The organism is Pseudomonas sp. Rh2 (assembly GCF_040762985.1).
Classification (GTDB): Bacteria; Pseudomonadota; Gammaproteobacteria; order Pseudomonadales; family Pseudomonadaceae; genus Aquipseudomonas; species Aquipseudomonas taiwanensis.
In genome coordinates this window covers 4584265-4601536 of record NZ_CP142890.1, presented here as the reverse complement: position 1 = coordinate 4601536, position 17272 = coordinate 4584265, and the positions used below count along the sequence as shown (strand labels likewise).

Below are 17272 nucleotides of genomic sequence, written 5' to 3'. Positions count from 1 at the left end.
TATTACAGGCTTCCCCCGAAATGATGGACATCAACGAGATTCGCGAATACCTGCCTCACCGTTACCCGTTCCTGCTGGTGGACCGAGTGACGGATTTGGACTTCGAGGCCCAGAGCATTCGTGCCTACAAGAATGTCAGCATCAACGAGCCGTTTTTCAATGGCCATTTCCCGGCGCACCCCATCATGCCGGGCGTTTTGATCATCGAGGCCATGGCCCAGGCGGCCGGCATTCTCGGTTTCAAGATGCTCGACGCCAAGCCGGCCGATGGCACGCTGTACTATTTCGTCGGTTCCGACAAATTGCGTTTCCGTCAGCCGGTATTGCCGGGTGATCAACTGGTGCTGGAGGCCAAGTTCCTCAGCCGCAAGAGCATGATCTGGAAGTTCGAATGCCGTGCGCTGGTCGACGGCAAGCCGGTCTGCTCGGCAGAGATCACCTGCGCGGAACGTTCCCTATGAGTTCGATTGATCCTCGGGCGATCATCGACCCGTCGGCCAAGTTGGCCGACGGTGTCGAAGTCGGCCCTTGGTCGATCGTAGGCCCCGATGTCGAAATCGGGGAGGGTACTGTCATTGGTCCGCACGTGGTGGTCAAAGGACCAACCCGTATCGGCAAGCACAACCGTATCTACCAGTTTTCCTCGATCGGCGAAGACACCCCGGACCTCAAGTACAAGGGCGAGCCGACGCGACTGGTGATCGGTGATCACAACGTGATCCGTGAAGGCGTGACCATCCACCGCGGTACCGTGCAGGACCGTTCGGAAACCACGCTCGGCGACCACAACCTGATCATGGCCTATGCCCACATTGGTCACGACAGCGTCATCGGCAACCATTGCATCCTGGTCAACAACACCGCGTTGGCTGGCCATGTGCATGTGGGCGACTGGGCGATCCTGTCGGGCTACACCTTGGTGCATCAGTACTGCCACATCGGGGCGCACGCGTTTTCCGGCATGGGTACGGCGATTGGCAAGGACGTCCCTGCCTTCGTCACGGTGTTCGGCAGCCCCGCCGAAGCCCGCAGCATGAACTTCGAGGGCATGCGTCGGCGCGGCTTCAGTGACGAGGTCATCCACGCCCTGCGCCGTGCCTACAAGGTCGTTTACCGCCAGGGCCTTACCGTTGAAGAAGCGGTCAAGGAACTGGAAGAACTGGCGGGGCAACACCCTGAGGTCGAGCTGTTCCGCCAGTCGATCCTGAACTCCGCTCGCGGCATCACTCGCTGACATGGCGCAGCTCTGTGTAGCGTTGGTCGCGGGTGAGGCCAGCGGCGACATTCTCGGTTCTGGCCTGATGCGCGCGCTCAAGGCGCGCCATCCTGACGTCCGCTTCATCGGTGTCGGCGGTCCGCTGATGGAGGCCGAAGGCCTGCAGTCTTACTTCCCCATGGAACGCCTGGCGGTCATGGGGTTGGTCGAGGTGCTTGGCCGCCTGCGCGAGCTGCTCAAGCGGCGCAAGGAACTGATCCAGACCCTGATTGCGCAGAAGCCCGACGTATTCATCGGTATCGACGCGCCTGACTTCACGCTCAACATCGAGTTGAAGCTGCGTCAGGCGGGTATCAAGACCGTGCACTACGTCAGCCCTTCGGTCTGGGCCTGGCGGCAGAAGCGTGTGCTGAAGATCCGCGAAGGCTGCGACCTGATGCTGACCCTGCTGCCCTTTGAGGCGCGGTTCTACGAAGAGCAGGGCGTGCCGGTGCGTTTCGTCGGTCATCCGTTGGCAGATACCATCCCGCTCGAGGCCGATCGACAGGCCGCGCGCGCTTCCCTCGGCCTGGCCGATGGTCCGCTGGTCGCCTTGATGCCGGGGAGCCGTGGAGGCGAAGTGGGGCGCTTGGGGGCATTGTTCCTCGATACTGCCCAGCTTCTACGCGACCGCATCCCGGGGGTGCGTTTCGTCCTGCCGTGCGCCAATCCCGCGCGCCGTGCCCAGATCGAACAGATGCTGGAGGGCCGTGACCTGCCGCTGATGCTGCTGGACGGCCAGTCGCATGTGGCGCTGGCGGCCTGCGATGCGGTGCTGATCGCGTCGGGCACAGCCACCCTTGAAGCACTTCTGTACAAGCGGCCCATGGTTGTGGCCTACCGCCTGGCGCCTTTGACCTTCTGGATCCTCAAGCGCCTGGTGAAGAGCCCCTACGTATCGTTGCCCAACCTGCTGGCCCAGCGCGAGCTGGTGCCGGAACTCCTGCAGGATGCCGCGACGTGTGAAGCCCTGGCCCAGGCCTTGGTGCCGTTGGTCGCCGATGGCAGCCGACAGACCGAAGGTTTCGACGAGATTCACCGCACCCTGCGCCGCGACGCTTCCAACCAGGCCGCCGACGCGGTGCTGGCTTTGCTCAAGGACCGCTGACATGCAGATTGGATTGGATTTCAACCTGGTCGAAGACTTGGTGGCGGGTGTCGACGAAGTGGGACGTGGGCCGCTGTGTGGCGCGGTCGTCACCGCTGCGGTGATTCTCGACCCGCAACGCCCGATTCTGGGTCTGAACGATTCCAAGAAGCTTACCGAGGCCAAGCGCGAAGCGCTGTTCGATGAGATCTGCGAAAAAGCCCTGAGTTTCTGTATTGCCCGTGCCGAAGTCGAAGAAATCGACCGGTTGAACATTCTTCAGGCCACCATGCTCGCCATGCAGCGTGCGGTCGAAGGCTTGAGCGTCACGCCCAAGCTCGCGCTGATCGATGGCAACCGTTGCCCCAGGCTGGCCGTGCCCGCCGCGCCGGTAGTGAAGGGCGATAGCCAGGTGCCGGCCATCGCCGCGGCGTCGATCCTGGCCAAGGTCACGCGCGATCGCGAGATGAGCGCTTTCGAGCTGATCTATCCCGGTTACGGAATTGGCGGGCACAAGGGCTATCCGACGCCGGTGCACCTGGAGGCACTTGCGCGCCTTGGGCCTACGCCCATCCACCGGCGTTCCTTCGCGCCGGTTCGCGCGGCCTGGGAAGCCCGTGAAGGCCTCACTGACTCACTGATCTAACACATTGGGGCCGCACAGCGGCCCCAATCGTTTCCCTCTCATTTACGTTACAATCCCGCCCTTGTCGTCAAGCTCTGCTACAGGATCATCCATGTCGGTTCCCTTCGTTCACCTGCGCGTACACTCCGAATTCTCGCTGGTCGACGGCCTGGTGCGGATCAAGCCGCTGGCCAAGGCGCTGGCCGGGATGAACATGCCCGCGGTGGCGATCACTGACCAGAGCAACATGTGCTCGCTGGTCAAGTTCTACAAGACCGCCATGGGCGCCGGGATCAAGCCGATCTGCGGCGCCGACCTGTGGCTGGCCGGAGCCGATCCCGAGGCGCCGCTGTCGCGCATCTGCTTCCTGGCCATGAACCCCAAGGGTTACCGCAACCTGACGGAGTTGATCTCGCGGGGTTGGACCGAAGGCCAACGTAACGGCCTGGTGATTCTCCAGCGCGACTGGATCGCCCCGGCCAGTGAGGGCGTGATCGCCCTGTCCGCTGGCAAGGAGGGCGACATCGGTATGGCCCTGATGGCTGGTCGGAATGAAGAAGCCGAGGCCCTGCTGCGCGACTGGATGGGCATGTTCCCCGAGCGTTTCTACGTCGAAGTGCAGCGCACCAACCGCGCAGGTGACGAGGAGTACGTGCATGCCGCCGTGGCCCTGGCCGACAAGCTCGGGGCGCCGCTGGTGGCGACCAACGACGTGCGTTTCATCAAGCAGTCCGACTTCGACGCCCACGAGACCCGCGTCTGCATCGGCGAGGGCTGGACCCTGGATGACCCACGTCGTCCCCGCAATTACAGCGACCAGCAGTACCTCAAGAGCGCAGAGGAAATGGTCGAGCTGTTCAGCGACCTGCCGGATGCCGTCGCCAACACCGTCGAGATCGCCAAGCGTTGCAATATCCAGGTACAGCTGGGCAAGTACTTCTTGCCGGACTTCCCGACCCCCAACGGCATGGGCATCGACGACTACCTGCGCCACGTCTCCCATGAAGGCCTGGAAGAGCGCCTGGCGGTGCTCTGGCCGAAAGAGACCACGCCCAACTATGAAGAGAAGCGTCAGGTTTACCTGGACCGCCTGAAATTCGAGCTGGATATCATCATCCAGATGGGCTTCCCCGGTTACTTCCTGATCGTTATGGACTTCATCAAGTGGGCCAAGAACAATGGCGTGCCGGTCGGCCCGGGCCGGGGTTCGGGTGCTGGCTCGCTGGTGGCCTATGTACTGAAGATTACCGACCTCGACCCGCTGGCCTACGACCTGCTGTTCGAGCGTTTCCTCAACCCTGAACGTATTTCCATGCCCGACTTCGACGTCGACTTCTGCATGGATGGCCGTGACCGGGTGATCGACTATGTGGCCGAAGCCTATGGGCGCAACGCGGTGAGCCAGATCATCACCTTCGGTACCATGGCGGCCAAGGCGGTGGTGCGCGACGTGGCGCGGGTCCAGGGCAAGTCCTACGGTCTGGCGGATCGCTTGTCGAAGATGATCCCGTTCGAAGTGGGCATGACGCTGGAGAAGGCCTACGAGCAGGAAGAAATCCTGCGTGACTTCCTCAAGGGCGACGAGGATGCCCGTGAGATCTGGGACATGGCCCTGAAGCTGGAGGGGGTCACCCGCGGCACTGGTAAGCACGCCGGTGGTGTGGTTATCGCGCCCACCAAACTCACTGATTTTTCGCCGATCGCCTGTGATGAAGAAGGCGGCGGCCTGGTTACCCAGTTCGACAAGGACGACGTCGAAGCTGCCGGCCTGGTGAAGTTCGACTTCCTCGGCCTGCGTACCCTGACCATCATCAAATGGGCAATGGAGACCATCAACCGCGAGCAGGCCAAGAAGAACCTGCCGGACGTCAACATCGACTTCATCCCTCTGGATGACCGCAAGACCTACGAGCTGTTGCAGAAGGCCGAAACCACGGCGGTTTTCCAGCTCGAATCCCGTGGCATGAAGGAGCTGATCAAGAAGCTCAAGCCCGACTGCCTGGAAGATTTGATCGCACTGGTGGCCCTGTTCCGACCGGGCCCGCTGCAATCGGGCATGGTGGATGACTTCATCAACCGCAAGCACGGTCGCGCCGAGCTGGCCTACCCGCACCCGGACTACCAGTACGAGGGCCTGCAGCCGGTACTGGCGCCGACATACGGCATCATCCTGTACCAGGAACAGGTGATGCAGATCGCTCAGGTCATGGCGGGCTACACCCTCGGTGGTGCGGACATGCTGCGTCGAGCCATGGGTAAGAAAAAGCCCGAAGAAATGGCCAAGCAGCGCGGCGGCTTCATCGAAGGTTGTGTCAATAACGGTATCGATGCTGATCTTGCGGGTAACATCTTTGACCTTGTAGAGAAGTTCGCAGGTTACGGCTTCAACAAATCCCACTCCGCCGCCTACGGCCTGGTGTCCTACCAGACCGCTTGGCTCAAGACGCATTATCCTGCGCCGTTCATGGCTGCGGTCCTGTCGGCGGATATGCACAACACCGACAAGGTGGTGGTGCTGATCGAGGAAGTGCGCAGCATGAAGCTGCGCCTCGATGCGCCGGACGTGAACAACTCCGACTTCAAGTTCACCGTGAACGATGACGGTCGCATCGTCTACGGCCTGGGGGCGATCAAAGGCGTGGGCGAGGGGCCGGTGGAGGCCATCGTCGAGGCGCGCGCCCAGGGCGGTCCCTTCAGGGATTTGTTCGATTTCTGTGAACGCGTCGACCTCAAGCGTGTCAACAAGCGTACCCTGGATGCGCTGATCCGCAGTGGTGCGCTCGATCGCCTCGGTCCGTACTTCCACGACGAGATCAAGGCCTACCAGGCCAACATCGATCGCAACCGCGCGACCTTGCTGGCCGCGCTGGAGGAAGCCATCAAGTCTGCCGAGCAAACGGCCCGTACCGCCGACAGCGGTCACGTCGACCTGTTCGGCGGGTTGTTCGTCGAGGAAGACTCCGACGTCTACGCCAATCACCGCAAGGTGCGTGAGCTGACGCTCAAGGAACGCCTAAAGGGCGAGAAGGACACCCTCGGCCTGTACCTGACAGGCCATCCGATCGATGAGTACGAAAGCGAAATTCGTCGCTTTGCCCGTCAACGCATCATCGACCTCAAGCCGTCGCGCGAGCCCCAGACCATCGCCGGCATGATCGTTGCTTTGCGGGTGATGAAGAACAAGAAGGGCGACAAGATGGGCTTCGTGACCCTGGATGACCGTTCAGGGCGTATCGAGGCCTCGTTGTTCGCCGACGCCTTCATGGCGGCCCAGTCGTTGCTGCAGGCCGATGCCATGGTGGTGGTGGAAGGAGAAGTCAGCAACGACGACTTCTCCGGTGGCCTGCGTTTGCGGGTCAAGCAAGTGATGACCATGGAGGACGCACGCACCAAACTGGCCGAAAGCCTGCGCCTGAAGGTGGCCCATGACGCGCTCAAGGGCGACCGGCTGAAGTGGCTGGGTGAACTGATCACCCGCCATCGCGGTGGTTGCCCCATTACCCTCGAGTACACCGGCAGCGATGCCAAGGCTATGCTGCAGTTCGCCGACGAGTGGGCGATCGACCCGGCCGATGGCTTGATTCAAGCGCTGCGTGACCAGTTCGGGCGTGAGAACGTCTTCCTGCAATATCGTTGAACCGACCTAATTTAATCTCGACCTGAATGCGCCTGATCCCTTAAGGTAGGGCGCCAAACGGATCAACCGGCCGGCCGCCTGGCCGTAGACCCAAGACGGATGACTATGAACCCGAACTTCCTCGATTTCGAACAGCCGATTGCCGACCTGCAAGCCAAGATCGAAGGGTTGCGCCTGGTGGGTAACGACAATTCGCTGAACATCAGCGATGAAATTGCCCGTCTGCAAGACAAGAGCAACACCCTGACCGAAAGCATTTTCGGCAACCTGACCAGCTGGCAGATCGCCCGTCTGGCCCGTCACCCGCGTCGTCCTTATACCCTGGACTACCTCGAGCACATCTTCACCGAGTTCGAAGAGCTGCACGGTGACCGCCACTTCGCCGATGACGCTGCCATCGTCGGTGGTACCGCACGTCTGGATGGCAAGCCGGTGATGGTCATCGGTCACCAGAAAGGCCGCGAAGTGCGCGAGAAGGTGCGCCGCAATTTCGGTATGCCGCGTCCGGAAGGCTACCGCAAGGCCTGCCGCCTGATGGAGATGGCCGAACGCTTCAAGATGCCGATTCTCACCTTCATCGACACCCCGGGTGCCTACCCAGGTATCGACGCCGAAGAGCGCAACCAGAGCGAAGCCATCGCCTGGAACCTGCGTGTCATGGCGCGCCTGAAAACCCCGATCATCGCCACCGTGATTGGTGAGGGCGGTTCCGGTGGCGCATTGGCCATCGGTGTGTGCGACCAGCTGAACATGCTGCAGTACTCCACCTACTCGGTCATCTCGCCGGAAGGTTGCGCCTCGATTCTGTGGAAGACCGCCGACCGCGCAGCCGACGCGGCCGAGGCCATGGGTGTCACCGCAGAACGCCTGAAGAGCCTGAACATCGTCGACAAGGTCATCGAGGAACCGCTGGGCGGCGCCCACCGTGACCCGGTGAAGATGTCCGAAAGCATCCGTGCCGACCTGATCCAGCAGCTGGACATGCTCGGCAAGCTCGACAACGACGCGCTGCTGGCGCGCCGTTATGAGCGTCTGATGAGCTACGGTCTCTGATAGACCCGGGGCTCTGGAAGCCTTGATCGTCGGTTTGCCGGCGATCAAGGCCTGTAGTGGCCCCGGCGATTTCAAACCGTGTGAGGCCTACATGATCAACCTCACCCCCTGGCTGAACGCCCCCGCCTGGCACGTCGCCTTCTCTGGCGGCCTCGACTCCACAGTCCTTCTGCACCTGTTGGCCGATTACGCCCGCAGTCACTGCGCTCCACCACTGCGCGCCATCCATGTCCACCACGGTTTGCAACCTGTCGCCAATGACTGGCCGGAGCACTGCCAGCGTGTCTGCAACGACTTGGGTGTCGAGCTTACCGTGATCCGCGTTCAGGTCGAGCCGGGTGCCAGCCTTGAGCAGGCTGCACGTAACGCCCGCTACTCGGCATTGGCTCAGGTGCTGGGCCCGGGAGAGCTGCTGTTCACCGGCCAGCACCGCGAGGATCAGGCTGAAACCCTGCTGTTTCGCCTGTTGCGTGGCGCCGGTTTGCGCGGGTTGGCCGCCATGCCCGACAAGCGGCGGTTGGGGCAGGGCGCCTTGGTCCGCCCGTTGCTGGCGATCTCGCGAGCACAGTTGGCCGCGTACGCCCAAGCCTGGCGGCTGAAGTGGGTCGAAGACCCTTCCAACCGTGACACCGACTTCGCCCGCAACTACTTGCGTGGCGAGGTGTTGCCGTTGCTGCGCCAGCGTTGGCCGCAAGCGAGCCAAAACATCGCGCGCTGCGCCGATCATCTTGGCGAAGCGCTGGGGCTGCTCGATGAAGTGGCGCTTGACGATCTGGCCCTAGCCGAGCAAGGCGCTCCGGCTCAGTGGTCTGCCCTGAGTTCGCTCGATCTGACCTGCCTCCGTTCGCTGTCACCTGCTCGCCAGCGCAACGCCTTGCAATACTGGCTCAGCCAGCGCACTCGATTGCCTGACAGCCGTCACTGGGCCGGGTGGGTGGATTTGTGCACTGCCGCGCTCGATGCCCAGCCGATCTGGCGCCTTGCCGACGGCCAGTTGGTGCGCAGCAATGGGCGTATCTGGTGGCTTGGCGATGACTGGTTGCAGTCCGAGCCTGTCGGGCAGCCCTGGCTGGCGCCGGCCGAGGCACTGGCATTGCCGGGCAATGGCGATGTGCGTATCGAGGGCAAGCGGCCCGAGGGGCCGCTACGCATCGCATATCGCCAGGGGGGCGAAGTGCTGGACGTCCCCGGTCGTGGTCGGCGTGATCTCAAGCGCCTGCTGAACGAGGCGCAGGTTCCGCACTTCCTGCGTTCGCGCCTGCCGTTGCTGTTCCGTGGCGAGGACTTGCTGGCGGTGGCCAATCTTCCCGAACGGGGGCAGGCCGATTGCCAGCTTCGCTGGCATTTGCCGACAAGCGCGCAAGGTTTGAGATGAAGGGTACATTCCGGTAGACTACCCTCCCTTCTTGATACAGCTTCTGTGGGTTCCGCGAAAACACAGGAGTTGCCGATTACCAAGCAGTTTTTTGCTGGGCTGATTCTGGAAATGACGAGCGAGCTCCATGCCGGGGATACCCCTGGTCTGTACAGACGCGGCAGTTTTTCGAGATGCACTGTGATTGACGCAGGTGATCGGGGGCTTCGGCCTTCCTTCGCTTTCTCCGGCGGCGCTGGCCGCCTTAACGCAGACTTCTAGGGTTTTTCATGACGCGCTACATATTCGTCACGGGCGGTGTTGTTTCTTCATTGGGGAAAGGCATTGCCTCGGCTTCCCTGGCGGCCATCCTGGAAGCGCGGGGGCTCAAGGTCACCATGCTCAAGCTGGATCCGTACATCAACGTCGATCCTGGCACCATGAGCCCGTTCCAGCACGGTGAAGTATTCGTCACCCACGACGGCGCCGAGACTGACCTCGACCTGGGCCACTACGAGCGGTTCATCCGCACCACCATGACCCAGAACAACAACTTCACCACCGGCCGTATCTACGAGCACGTGCTGCGCAAGGAGCGCCGTGGTGATTATCTGGGCGCGACCATCCAGGTCATCCCGCACATCACCGACGAAATCAAGCGTCGCATCATCAAGGGTGCCGGCGATGCCGACGTGGCCCTGGTGGAAATCGGCGGTACCGTGGGTGACATCGAGTCGCAGCCGTTCCTCGAGGCGATTCGCCAGTTGCGCGTCGAAGTGGGCTCCAAGCGCGCCATGCTGATGCACCTGACCCTGGTGCCGTACATCGCCACCGCCGGCGAGACCAAGACCAAGCCGACCCAGCACTCGGTCAAGGAGCTGCGCTCCATTGGCCTGCAGCCGGACGTGCTGATCTGCCGTTCCGACCATCCGGTCGATGCCTCCTCGCGTCGCAAGATCGCGCTGTTCACCAACGTTGAAGAGCGTGCGGTCATCTCCCTGGAAGACGTCGACACCATCTACAAGATCCCGGGCGTGCTGCACGCACAGGGTCTGGACGACTTCGTCGTCGAGCGCTTCGGCCTGCAGTGCAACAGCGCCGACCTGTCCGAGTGGGACAAGGTGGTCGATGCCAAGCTCAACCCAGAGCAAGAAGTCACCATCGCCATGGTCGGCAAGTACATGGAACTGCTGGACGCGTACAAGTCGCTGATCGAAGCGATGAGCCACGCCGGCATCCAGAACCGTACCAAGGTCAACCTGCGCTACATCGATTCCGAAGATATCGAGAACCAGGGCACCAGCCTGCTGGAGGGCGCAGACGCCATCCTGGTTCCTGGCGGTTTCGGCCTGCGTGGCGTGGAAGGCAAGATCACCGCAGTGCAATATGCCCGCGAGAACAAGGTGCCGTACCTGGGTATCTGCCTGGGCATGCAGGTTGCCGTGATCGAGTTCGCCCGTAACGTGATGGGTTGGAAAGACGCCAACTCCACCGAGTTCGACCGTAACAGCGGTCACCCGGTAGTCGGCCTGATCACCGAGTGGGCCGATGCCACCGGCGCGGTCGAAACCCGTACCGAAGCCTCCGATCTCGGCGGCACCATGCGCCTTGGCGCTCAGGATTGCCAGATCGTTGCCGGCTCCAAGGTTCATGACTGCTACGGCACTGACATCATCACCGAGCGTCACCGCCACCGCTACGAAGTGAACAACAACCTGCTGCCGCAGCTGATCGACGCCGGCCTGGTGGTTTCCGGCCGTTCCGAAGACGGCGCGCTGGTGGAAGTGGTCGAGTCCAAGGATCACCCATGGTTCGTGGCCTGCCAGTTCCACCCGGAGTTCACTTCCACCCCGCGTGACGGTCATCCGCTGTTCAGCGGTTTCGTCAAGGCAGCCCTGGCACAGAAGAACAAGGCCTGATCAATGACCCAGAAGATCATTCGCGTCGGTAACATCGAGATCGCCAACGACAAGCCGTTCGTCCTGTTCGGCGGCATGAACGTGCTGGAGTCTCGTGATCTGGCCCTGAAGGTCTGCGAAGAGTACGTACGGGTGACCGAGAAGCTCGGTATTCCGTACGTGTTCAAGGCCAGCTTCGACAAGGCTAACCGTTCGTCGGTGACATCGTTCCGCGGCCCAGGCATGGAAGAAGGCCTGAAGATCTTCGAAGAGATCAAGAAGACCTTCAACGTGCCGGTGATCACCGACGTGCACGAACCCTACCAGTGCGAGCCGGTCGCCAAGGTGTGCGACATCATCCAGCTGCCGGCTTTCCTGTCGCGCCAGACCGACCTGGTCGTGGCGATGGCCAAGACCGGCGCGGTGATCAACATCAAGAAGGCCCAATTCCTCGCGCCGCAGGAAATGAAGCACATCCTCAACAAGTGCGTTGAGGCCGGCAACGACCAGCTCATTCTGTGCGAGCGTGGTTCGAGCTTTGGCTACAACAACCTGGTCGTGGACATGCTCGGCTTCGGCATCATGAAGCAGTTCGAGTACCCGGTGTTCTTCGACGTGACACACGCCCTGCAGATGCCGGGTGGCCGCGCCGATTCCGCCGGCGGCCGTCGCGCCCAGGTCACCGACCTGGCCAAGGCCGGCATGAGCCAGAGTCTGGCAGGCCTGTTCCTCGAAGCTCACCCTGACCCGGACAACGCCAAGTGCGATGGTCCTTGCGCCCTGCGCCTGGACAAGCTGGAGCCGTTCCTGGCCCAGCTCAAGCAACTGGACGACCTGGTGAAAAGTTTTCCGACGGTAGAAACCGCGTAAAGCTCATTTCTCGGGTAAAGTACCGCCCGTTCTCCCCTTGACCGTTTGGTCAGGGGGCGCTTTCACCCGGCCTGCCCGCTGTGCCCCGCCTGGTGGAGTGCAAGGATTTCCTTAAGCTGCGTTGTTTTCGTCAATTCTGGAGTGCTTACAACAATGGCAAAGATCGTCGACATCAAAGGTCGTGAAGTTCTCGACTCGCGTGGCAACCCCACCGTGGAAGCCGATGTACTGCTCGACAACGGCATCATCGGCAGCGCCTGCGCGCCGTCCGGTGCTTCCACCGGCTCGCGCGAAGCGCTGGAGCTGCGCGATGGCGACAAGAGCCGTTACCTGGGCAAGGGCGTGCTGAAGGCCGTCGCCAACATCAACGGCCCGATCCGTGACCTGCTGCTGGGCAAGGACCCGGCTGACCAGAAGGCCCTGGACCGTGCCATGATCGAACTGGACGGAACCGAGAACAAGGCCAAGCTGGGCGCCAACGCCATTCTGGCCGTGTCCCTGGCTGCCGCCAAGGCCGCCGCACAGGATCTGGACCTGCCGCTGTACGCGCACATCGCCAACCTGAACGGTACCCCAGGCCAGTACTCGATGCCGGTTCCGATGATGAACATCATCAACGGTGGCGAGCACGCCGACAACAACGTCGACATCCAGGAGTTCATGGTTCAGCCGGTTGGCGCCAAGACCTTCTCCGACGGCCTGCGCATGGGTACCGAGATCTTCCACCACCTCAAAGCCGTGCTCAAGGCCCGTGGCCTGAACACTGCGGTGGGTGACGAAGGTGGCTTCGCGCCGAACCTGGCTTCCAACGAAGACGCGCTGGGCGCCATCGCCGAAGCGGTCGAGAAGGCGGGCTACAAGCTGGGTACCGACGTGACCCTGGCTCTGGACTGCGCGGCTTCCGAGTTCTACGAAGACGGCAAGTACAACCTGTCCGGCGAAGGCAAGTCGTTCGACGCCGAAGGTTTTGCCGACTACCTGAAGGGCTTGACCGAACGTTTCCCGATCATCTCGATCGAAGACGGTCTGGACGAGTCCGACTGGGCTGGCTGGAAAATCCTGACCGACAAGATCGGTGCCAAGGTTCAGCTGGTGGGTGACGACCTGTTCGTGACCAACACCAAGATCCTGAAAGAAGGCATCGAGAAGGGTATCGGTAACTCGATCCTGATCAAGTTCAACCAGATCGGCTCGCTGACCGAAACCCTGGAGGCCATCCAGATGGCCAAGGCCGCCGGTTACACCGCAGTCATTTCGCACCGTTCCGGTGAAACCGAAGACTCGACCATCGCCGACCTGGCAGTCGGTACTGCTGCCGGCCAGATCAAGACCGGTTCGCTGTGCCGTTCCGACCGCGTTTCGAAGTACAACCAGCTGCTGCGTATCGAAGAGCAACTGGGCGCCAAAGCGGTTTACCGTGGCCGTGCCGAGTTTCGCGGTTAAGCAAGAGATGGTAAAAAGACAGCAGCCGAGGCTGTCGGACCTTTCCTACTGAAAGATCTGGCGCTTCCAGCGGGTTTCTGTCGACGAAGCCTGGCCTCGGCCAGGCTTCGTGCTATTCGAAGCCCGTGAGCGGCGTCTTTTTAACCCTGGATACCTTGATGCGCAGTCCCTATTGGTTGTTCCTTGTCCTGCTCCTGCTGCTCGGTGGCCTGCAGTACCGCCTCTGGGTGGGTAATGGCAGCCTGGCGCAAGTGGCCGAGCTCAAGCAGCAGATTGCCGAGCAGCATGCGGAGAACGAGCGTTTGCTCGAGCGTAACCGTGTGCTTGACGCGGAGGTCCTGGAGTTGAAGAAAGGTATGGAGACCGTCGAAGAACGGGCTCGTCATGAATTGGGAATGGTCAAAGAGGGCGAAACTCTCTTCCAGTTGCCGCAAAAATGACTGATACGTTGCCGGCCTTCTGGGCTGTGATTCCTGCCGCGGGCGTGGGTACCCGCATGGCTGCCGACCGTCCCAAGCAATACTTGCAATTGGGCGGGCAGACGCTTCTCGAACATAGTCTCGACTGTTTTCTCGATCACCCGGCGCTCAAGGGCGTGGTGGTCAGCATTGCTGAAGACGACCCTTACTGGCCGACCTTGCGTTGTGCCAGTGATTCACGCATTCGGCGTGCGCCTGGCGGGCGTGAGCGTGCTGACTCGGTGCTCAATGCCTTGTTGTTGTTGCATGCCCAAGGGGCGACTGATAACGACTGGGTGTTGGTGCATGATGCTGCGCGTCCGAACCTTGCACGTTCCGATCTGGATCGGTTGCTGACTGACTTGGCTGACGACCCTGTAGGTGGGTTATTGGCGGTGCCGGCACGTGACACGCTCAAGCGGGCGGATGCCCATGGGCGGGTCAGTGCGACGGTGGATCGCAGTACCATTTGGCAGGCTTATACGCCACAGATGTTTCGTCTTGGGGCTTTGCATCGGGCATTGGCTGAATGTCTGGTGTCGGATGTCGTGGTGACTGATGAGGCGTCCGCGATTGAATGGTCTGGTCAGGCGCCGCGGTTGATCGAGGGTCGCAGTGACAACATCAAGGTGACCCGACCGGAAGATCTGGAGTGGTTGCGTCAACGCTGGTCAACCCGAAGCTAAAGGCTGTCGCTGTCGCTGTCGCTGTCGCTGTCGCTGTCGCTGTCGCTCGTTTTTTGCTTTTGCTTCTAGTGCGCAATAGACCAAGCGCCGCGAATTGCGACGTCAGGAGGCCGAACGCAGGTCTTGCGGAGGGAGGTGACGGGCATGGATGCCCGTCAAGCGCTGCGGCCCAGGATGGGCCGTTCAGCGCGGTCCTCCCGGGAGCAAGGCCGGAGTGAGGGGACCCCGAAGCGAAGCGTAGGGGCCGGATGATAGGAGCCGACGGTTTTGGTTACTTTGGCCACGACCAAAGTAACCCGCCGGAAGGGCGGAAAGGTGAATAGGTGCCGCCATGGAAAATGGATATTCACGCTATTTGAGTGCCAGCACCAAGCATTCGCTTTGAAATTTGAAGTTTGAGGTTCGAGGTTTTGGTATTTGGATTTGTGAACATATCCATTTGCCAAGGTGACGCCTAATCACCTTTCCGCTCTTACAGCGGGTCCCTTTTTGTCGTGGCAAAAAGGAACCAAAAACCGTCAGCTCCTATCATCCGGCCCCTACGCTTCGCTCCGGGGTTCCCTCACTCCGGCCTTGCTCCCGGGAGGACCGCGCTGAACGGCCCATCCTGGGCCGCAGCGCTTGACGGGCATCCATGCCCGTCACCTCCCTCCGCAAGACCTGCGTTCGGCCTCCTGACGTCGCAATTGGCGGCGCTTGGTCTATCGCGTAAAAAAAAGCAAAAGCAAAAGCAAAAGCAAAAGCAAAAACAAACACAAACGCAGCGAGTGGGATGGCATAATCGAATAATCGTGTTCAGCGATATTCCGGTAATTGCGAAAGACCGGCTTTCAAGAAGTCCACAAGCCGCCTGACTTTAGGCGAAAGATGCCGCTGCTGAGGATACAGCGCCCAAACCGCAGTATTAGGCGGCTGATGCGACTCCAACAGCGAAACCAACGCCCCGCTTTTAAGATGCTCCAGCACGTAATAATCCGGTAGCTGACACAATCCCATCCCCAGCAACGCAGCATCCAACACAGCTTGCCCACTGTTGCACCGCCAATTCCCCTGCACACGCTGACTGATCTCCCGACCATCCTGCTGCAGCGCCCAGATATCAGAGCTACCCACCAGGCAATTATGTCGCGCCAGCTCCGACAAACTATGCGGCCGGCCATAACGCTCAAGGTAAGCCGGCGAAGCACACAGGTACATGCGCCGTGGCGCCAGACGAGCCGCGACCAACCGCGAGTCCTGCAGACGCCCCAGGCGAATCGCCAGGTCCATCCCCTCGTGCACCAGGTCCAGCGTCCGGTTGGTCAGTTCCACCTCGACCCGCAACTGCGGATACAACGCCATGAAGCGCGTGACCAGAGGCACGATGAAACGCTCGCCGTAAGCCACCGCGCAGGTCATGCGCAACAATCCCTTCGGTTCACTGGCCAAGTCGCCCATCGCGCGTAACGCCTCTTCGCGACCATCTTGCAGACGCTGGCAGTGTTGAAGGAACGTCTGGCCTGCCTCGCTCAACGTCACGCGGCGGGTACTGCGGTACAACAGGCGTGTCTGCAGGCGCTCCTCCAGGCGAGCGATCTGCCGGCTGATGTGCGACGACGATACCCCTAACCGCTCCGCCGCAGCAGTGAACTGTCCCGACTCGGCCACGGCAACGAACTCGTCGATGCCTTCCCAGCGACTGCTCATCGATTATCCCTGTATGGCAATAATGTTTTGTCTTCGCTCGGATTATTCATCAAAAGTGCCTGAATTACACTGAGTACTGGAATCGACACTCTGTCTGGAGAACCTTGATGATCAAGTCCCGTGCCGCCGTCGCCTTCGAGGCCAAGAAACCCCTGGAAATCGTCGAAGTCGACGTGGCCATGCCCAAGGCGGGCGAAGTGCTGCTGCGCGTGGTCGCCAGCGGCGTCTGCCATACCGATGCCTATACCCTGTCTGGCGCCGACCCGGAAGGTATCTTCCCGTCGATTCTCGGTCATGAAGGCGGTGCAATCGTCGAAGCAATTGGTGAAGGCGTGACTTCCGTAGCTGTCGGCGACCACGTCATTCCGCTGTACACTCCAGAGTGCGGCCAGTGCAAATTCTGCCGTTCGGGCAAGACCAACCTGTGCCAGGCCATCCGCGCCACTCAAGGCAAGGGCTTGATGCCTGATGGCACCACTCGCTTCTCCTACAAAGGCCAGCAACTGTTCCACTACATGGGGACCTCGACGTTCTCCGAGTACACCGTGCTGCCGGAAATTTCCGTGGCCAAGATCCAGAAAGAAGCGCCGCTGGAGAAAGTCTGCCTGCTGGGCTGCGGTGTCACCACCGGTATCGGTGCCGTGCTCAACACCGCCAAGGTCAAGCCAGGTGACACCGTGGCCATCTTCGGCCTGGGTGGCATCGGCCTGTCGGCGATCATTGGCGCGGTCAAGGCCAAGGCCTCGCGCATCATCGCCGTCGACATCAACCCCGCCAAGTTCGAGATCGCTCGCCAGCTGGGTGCTACCGACTGTGTCAACCCCAAAGACTACGACCGCCCAATCCAGGAGGTGATCGTCGATCTCACTGATGGCGGCGTGGACTTCTCGTTCGAGTGCGTAGGTAACGTCCAACTGATGCGTGCGGCCCTGGAGTGCTGCCACAAAGGCTGGGGCGAGTCCGTCATCATTGGCGTGGCCGGCGCTGGCCAGGAAATCTCCACCCGTCCATTCCAGCTGGTGACCGGTCGCGTCTGGCGCGGTTCGGCCTTCGGCGGCGTACGAGGTCGCAGCGAGCTGCCAAGTTACGTTGAAATGTCCGAGAAGGGCGAAATTCCGCTGGATACCTTCATCACCCATACCATGGGCCTGGAAGACATCAACAAAGCCTTCGACCTGATGCATGAAGGCAAGAGCATCCGTAGCGTGATCCACTTCTGA

The 17272-nt window shown here is 61.2% G+C and carries 14 protein-coding genes; 13 read left to right on the top strand and 1 reads right to left on the bottom strand.

The annotated features are described in order from the left end of the window. Positions 1 to 20 precede the first annotated feature (20 nt). From fabZ to ispD, 12 genes are all read left to right on the top strand, one after another. On the top strand, positions 21 to 461 hold the full coding sequence (gene fabZ, locus VXM67_RS21025; protein ID WP_003252314.1) for a 3-hydroxyacyl-ACP dehydratase FabZ: 441 nt from the start codon (positions 21 to 23) through the stop codon (positions 459 to 461). After that, positions 458 to 1234, top strand: coding sequence for an acyl-ACP--UDP-N-acetylglucosamine O-acyltransferase (lpxA, locus tag VXM67_RS21020; RefSeq protein ID WP_023381964.1), 777 nt, complete (start codon positions 458 to 460; stop codon positions 1232 to 1234). The genes fabZ and lpxA overlap by 4 nt, the downstream gene beginning before the upstream one ends. Before the next feature lies 1 nt (position 1235). After that, positions 1236 to 2363, top strand: a complete 1128-nt coding sequence (gene lpxB, locus VXM67_RS21015) for a lipid-A-disaccharide synthase (RefSeq protein ID WP_023381963.1) — start codon at positions 1236 to 1238, stop codon at positions 2361 to 2363. Between the two features lies 1 nt (position 2364). Continuing rightward, positions 2365 to 2988, top strand: coding sequence for a ribonuclease HII (gene rnhB / locus VXM67_RS21010; RefSeq protein ID WP_023381962.1), 624 nt, complete (start codon positions 2365 to 2367; stop codon positions 2986 to 2988). A 91-nt stretch (positions 2989 to 3079) separates the two neighbouring features. After that, the gene (dnaE, locus tag VXM67_RS21005) at positions 3080 to 6604 is read left to right on the top strand and encodes a DNA polymerase III subunit alpha (protein WP_367237352.1); all 3525 of its coding nucleotides are present in this window, start codon (positions 3080 to 3082) and stop codon (positions 6602 to 6604) included. 105 nt (positions 6605 to 6709) lie between these two features. Further along, the gene (gene accA / locus VXM67_RS21000) at positions 6710 to 7657 is read left to right on the top strand and encodes an acetyl-CoA carboxylase carboxyl transferase subunit alpha (protein ID WP_023381960.1); all 948 of its coding nucleotides are present in this window, start codon (positions 6710 to 6712) and stop codon (positions 7655 to 7657) included. A gap of 91 nt (positions 7658 to 7748) precedes the next feature. Beyond that, positions 7749 to 9032 carry a tRNA lysidine(34) synthetase TilS gene (gene tilS / locus VXM67_RS20995; RefSeq protein WP_023381959.1) on the top strand — a complete coding sequence of 428 codons (1284 nt, stop codon included), beginning with the start codon at positions 7749 to 7751 and terminating at the stop codon, positions 9030 to 9032. Positions 9033 to 9301: 269 nt separating this feature from the next. Continuing rightward, positions 9302 to 10930: a CTP synthase gene (locus VXM67_RS20990; protein ID WP_023381958.1), complete on the top strand. Its 1629-nt coding sequence runs from the start codon at positions 9302 to 9304 to the stop codon at positions 10928 to 10930. A gap of 3 nt (positions 10931 to 10933) precedes the next feature. Continuing rightward, entirely contained in the window at positions 10934 to 11779 is an 846-nt protein-coding gene (kdsA, locus tag VXM67_RS20985) for a 3-deoxy-8-phosphooctulonate synthase (RefSeq protein WP_023381957.1), read from the top strand. A 153-nt stretch (positions 11780 to 11932) separates the two neighbouring features. After that, the gene (gene eno, locus VXM67_RS20980; RefSeq protein WP_023381956.1) at positions 11933 to 13222 is read left to right on the top strand and encodes a phosphopyruvate hydratase; all 1290 of its coding nucleotides are present in this window, start codon (positions 11933 to 11935) and stop codon (positions 13220 to 13222) included. Positions 13223 to 13380: 158 nt separating this feature from the next. Next, the gene (ftsB, locus tag VXM67_RS20975; RefSeq protein WP_023381955.1) at positions 13381 to 13662 is read left to right on the top strand and encodes a cell division protein FtsB; all 282 of its coding nucleotides are present in this window, start codon (positions 13381 to 13383) and stop codon (positions 13660 to 13662) included. Beyond that, entirely contained in the window at positions 13659 to 14366 is a 708-nt protein-coding gene (gene ispD, locus VXM67_RS20970; protein WP_027907388.1) for a 2-C-methyl-D-erythritol 4-phosphate cytidylyltransferase, read from the top strand. Before ftsB ends, ispD begins: the two co-directional genes overlap by 4 nt. A gap of 795 nt (positions 14367 to 15161) precedes the next feature. On the opposite strand, the gene VXM67_RS20965 is transcribed toward ispD, so the two are convergent. Then, entirely contained in the window at positions 15162 to 16052 is an 891-nt protein-coding gene (locus VXM67_RS20965) for a LysR substrate-binding domain-containing protein (protein WP_023381953.1), read from the bottom strand. A 107-nt stretch (positions 16053 to 16159) separates the two neighbouring features. Between VXM67_RS20965 and VXM67_RS20960 the strand changes: the two genes are divergently transcribed. Further along, on the top strand, positions 16160 to 17272 hold the full coding sequence (locus VXM67_RS20960; RefSeq protein WP_023381952.1) for an S-(hydroxymethyl)glutathione dehydrogenase/class III alcohol dehydrogenase: 1113 nt from the start codon (positions 16160 to 16162) through the stop codon (positions 17270 to 17272).

Excerpts from the sequence above, each read along its gene's own strand:
- fabZ (WP_003252314.1), top strand. The coding sequence starts at position 21 with ATGATGGACATCAACGAGATTCGCGAATACCTGCCTCACCGTTACCCG.
- lpxA (WP_023381964.1), top strand. The coding sequence starts at position 458 with ATGAGTTCGATTGATCCTCGGGCGATCATCGACCCGTCGGCCAAGTTG.
- lpxB (WP_023381963.1), top strand. The coding sequence starts at position 1,236 with ATGGCGCAGCTCTGTGTAGCGTTGGTCGCGGGTGAGGCCAGCGGCGAC.
- rnhB (WP_023381962.1), top strand. The coding sequence starts at position 2,365 with ATGCAGATTGGATTGGATTTCAACCTGGTCGAAGACTTGGTGGCGGGT.
- dnaE (WP_367237352.1), top strand. The coding sequence starts at position 3,080 with ATGTCGGTTCCCTTCGTTCACCTGCGCGTACACTCCGAATTCTCGCTG.
- accA (WP_023381960.1), top strand. The coding sequence starts at position 6,710 with ATGAACCCGAACTTCCTCGATTTCGAACAGCCGATTGCCGACCTGCAA.
- tilS (WP_023381959.1), top strand. The coding sequence starts at position 7,749 with ATGATCAACCTCACCCCCTGGCTGAACGCCCCCGCCTGGCACGTCGCC.
- VXM67_RS20990 (WP_023381958.1), top strand. The coding sequence starts at position 9,302 with ATGACGCGCTACATATTCGTCACGGGCGGTGTTGTTTCTTCATTGGGG.
- kdsA (WP_023381957.1), top strand. The coding sequence starts at position 10,934 with ATGACCCAGAAGATCATTCGCGTCGGTAACATCGAGATCGCCAACGAC.
- eno (WP_023381956.1), top strand. The coding sequence starts at position 11,933 with ATGGCAAAGATCGTCGACATCAAAGGTCGTGAAGTTCTCGACTCGCGT.
- ftsB (WP_023381955.1), top strand. The coding sequence starts at position 13,381 with ATGCGCAGTCCCTATTGGTTGTTCCTTGTCCTGCTCCTGCTGCTCGGT.
- ispD (WP_027907388.1), top strand. The coding sequence starts at position 13,659 with ATGACTGATACGTTGCCGGCCTTCTGGGCTGTGATTCCTGCCGCGGGC.
- VXM67_RS20965 (WP_023381953.1), bottom strand. The coding sequence starts at position 16,052 with ATGAGCAGTCGCTGGGAAGGCATCGACGAGTTCGTTGCCGTGGCCGAG.
- VXM67_RS20960 (WP_023381952.1), top strand. The coding sequence starts at position 16,160 with ATGATCAAGTCCCGTGCCGCCGTCGCCTTCGAGGCCAAGAAACCCCTG.